The sequence below is a fragment of the Polynucleobacter sp. 39-46-10 genome, assembly GCF_002282275.1.
In genome coordinates this window covers 1-3038 of sequence record NZ_NCJB01000279.1, presented here as the reverse complement: position 1 = coordinate 3038, position 3038 = coordinate 1, and the positions used below count along the sequence as shown (strand labels likewise).

Sequence of the window (3038 nt, the reverse complement as noted above, 5' to 3'; positions counted from 1 at the left end):
TCTTGAACACCAATCGTTTGGTGCGTGCTGGCGATATGAATATTGGCTTACAAAAAACCGGCTTCATTAATGCGGCAGGAAGGTGTTTAGTAATGCAAGCCAGAGTGAACAACACACCCTTGCTACTGGTTTTCTTGGACTCGGTTGGTACGCAATCGCGTTTTGCTGATGCAGTGAGGGTTCGGGATTGGTATGAGCATATGCCCTCAGGTGAACCTCAAGCTATTCGTCGCTTAATGTAAATCAAATTCGAAGCGTGTTTGATTCTCAGTAATTATTTTCGTTAACTTTGGGTTTGTAGCCCATTCCTTTGGAAATCTGCAGGGCTGTGTCTTGCAAGAGCTTTAACCAGTCAGACTGAATGCGATCAGTAGGGGAGCTTAACGAAAGTCCTGCGACTAACTTGCCACTGTCATCATAAATCTCAGCTGCAACGCAACTTACGCCTAACTCTAATTCTTCATTGTCGCTTGCATGTCCTAATTTGCGCACTTGATTTAGTTCTAAATCCAGTTTACTTAACTCCGTAATGCTATTTCTGGTGTGCCCCGCTAAACCTGTACGCGTGACATAGGCGCGTACTTGATTCGGATCATCGCTCGCCAAAAATAATTTCCCAACCGATGTGAGGTGAAGTGGTGCACGCCCACCAATGGCACGGGCTACTTGCATGCCCGAGGGCTCGCTATAGTCCATATCAATGTAGACAATCTCATCACCTTGTCTAACTGAGAGATTAATGGTCTCACCTGTAAGCTTATGTAGAGCACGCATTGGTGCTTGAGCAGCCTCGCGGACAGATAAACGGGCCTTAACGAGGTTGCCAAGCTCAAGCAGCTTAAGGCCTAGCCTGTAAGTCCCACCGTCTCCGCGCTCAACTAATCGGCAGGCTACTAAGTCATTGAGGATGCGGTGCGCGGTGGAAGGGTGTAGATCAGTCTCTTCAGCTAGATTTTTAAGGCTGCTGGACTCTTCATGATTGGCTAGGGCATCAAGAAGATTCATCATGCGCTCAACCACCTGGATTGCGGTTTTACCAGCCTCGCCAGGTGCTTTTGACACTTTTTCGGTTTTGCTCGTACTCATGTTGTCAATTGTAGCGATTTTTGCTGAAATTGCACAATATGAAACGCAGATTGCCTATCTAAACCCAATTCCAGGGGCTAGCTAATCACTTTTTTAGAGCAGCTGCGCACTCACTAATGAGTTTTGGACCACGGTAAATCAGCCCACTATAGATCTGCACAAGGCTCGCACCTGCCTCAACTTTTTCTAGTGCATCCTGGCCCGAGAGAATGCCACCAACACCAATAATCGGAATGACATCACCCAAATATTGTTTGAGGTTTTTTACTACTTCTGTAGAGGCATTTCGAACTGGTGCACCGGAGAGGCCACCAAGCTCTTCTCCAAACTCGAGCCCTTTCACTGCATCGCGCGCAATCGTTGTATTCGTTGCGATAACGGCATCAATTTTAAATTCCAGCAAGAGATCAGCGATGAGTTTGATATCGCTTTGATCTAAGTCCGGTGCAATTTTTAAAAAGAGGGGCTTGCGAACACCGTACTGATCACTTAGAGCTTCGCGTGCTACGTGCAGGGAGTTAAGGAGAGAGCGCAGCATATCTTCACCCTGAAGTGCGCGTAAGTTCTGGGTGTTAGGAGAGGAGATATTGACGGTAATATATGAAGCAAGGTCATAAACCGCTTCCATAGCAGTGATGTAATCACTCGCAGCATTCTCTATTGGAGTGCTTACATTCTTGCCAATGTTTAGTCCAACAATGCCACCATTTTGCCAATATGCAGACTCTCGTACACGCTTGACGCATGCATCGACACCATCGTTATTAAAGCCCATACGATTGATGATGGCTTGTGCTTCAGGTAAGCGAAACATGCGGGGCTTTGGATTGCCGGGTTGTGGTTTGGGTGTGACGGTTCCAATCTCTAAGAATCCAAAACCTAAAGAGCCTAGCGCATCAATATGCTTGCCATCTTTGTCGAGGCCTGCAGCAAGCCCCACGGGATTTGGAAAAGTGATGCCACAAAATGTGCGTGGATCCGGATCAGGTTGATTAACTAGACAACGCAATAAACCCCAACGTTGCGCTCGATCTAAATTGCTAAGGGTGACATTGTGAGCTTGCTCTGGATCTAAAGAAAAAAGCCAGGGGCGTAAAAGGGGGTAGCTATCGATCATGGGTAGATATTATGGCCCAATGATTGGCTGCCAATGATCATTGATTAGACCCTCAATAGGCTGAAATTTAGCCTTATAGGACATTTTTTCACTATCCTTTATGTAGTAGCCCAGGTAAAGATAGGGAAGCTCTAAGTTCAAAGCCTGTTGAACCTGCCAGAGGATGCTAAAGCTTCCATAGCTTGCTGATAGATTACTGGTGTCGTAGAAGGTATAAACAGAAGAGATGCCTTGATCTAGGATATCAATCATGCTGACCATGCGTAGACGACCAGGTTCGTTATCTTCTGGACCATCCCGAAATTCAACGATTCTAGAATTCACTCGACTTTGCAGTAGAAATTGCATGTACTGATCTTGGCTCTCTTCAGTGCTGTGACCCATGTCGCCATCAGCATGACGTTCATTTTGGTAGTTGTTATATAGGTCAAGGTGCTCTTCTTGGTACCCCAAGTTCAGAATACGAATCGCCAGTCCAGCATGTTTTTTCAATGTGCGTTTTTGACTGCGATTGGGTTTGAAGTGTTTGACCGGAATGCGGGTAGCGGTGCAAGCATTGCATTCATCGCAATAGGGTCGATAGGTATATAAACCGCTTCTACGAAATCCCGCGTTGACCAGTTCACTATACAAATCAGCATGTATTAAGTGCGATGGGGTCGCCACCTGTGAGCGAGCAGTTCTACCAGGCAGATAGCTGCAGGGGTAGGGTGCCGTTGCATAAAACTGCAGCTCGGTTAAAGGGAGCTCTTTTAATTGTGTCATAGCCAGTGACGCAGCATTTCTTTATCAAATTTCCAAGGAATCTCTATATTAGTTTGCTTTAGAGTAATTT

General features: G+C 46.1%; 3 protein-coding genes and 1 pseudogene. 1 reads left to right on the top strand and 3 read right to left on the bottom strand.

Annotation, left to right across the window (positions count from 1 at the left end; genetic code table 11):
- A pseudogene (locus B7X71_RS14330) lies at nt 1–242 on the top strand (peptidase S11); the annotation flags it as partial.
- A gap of 25 nt (nt 243–267) precedes the next feature.
- Here the strand turns inward: B7X71_RS14330 and B7X71_RS14325 are convergent.
- The 3 genes from B7X71_RS14325 to B7X71_RS14315 all read right to left on the bottom strand — a co-directional run bounded on the left by B7X71_RS14325 (nt 268) and on the right by B7X71_RS14315 (nt 2968).
- Nucleotides 268–1062 carry an IclR family transcriptional regulator gene (locus B7X71_RS14325; RefSeq protein ID WP_293601105.1) on the bottom strand — a complete coding sequence of 265 codons (795 nt, stop codon included), beginning with the start codon at nt 1060–1062 and terminating at the stop codon, nt 268–270.
- A 109-nt stretch (nt 1063–1171) separates the two neighbouring features.
- Entirely contained in the window at nt 1172–2203 is a 1032-nt protein-coding gene (locus B7X71_RS14320; RefSeq protein WP_293598111.1) for a quinone-dependent dihydroorotate dehydrogenase, read from the bottom strand.
- 9 nt (nt 2204–2212) lie between these two features.
- Nucleotides 2213–2968 (bottom strand): arginyltransferase, encoded by a 756-nt coding sequence (locus B7X71_RS14315; RefSeq protein WP_293601103.1) that lies wholly within the window; start codon nt 2966–2968, stop codon nt 2213–2215.
- Nucleotides 2969–3038: the final 70 nt, after the last annotated feature.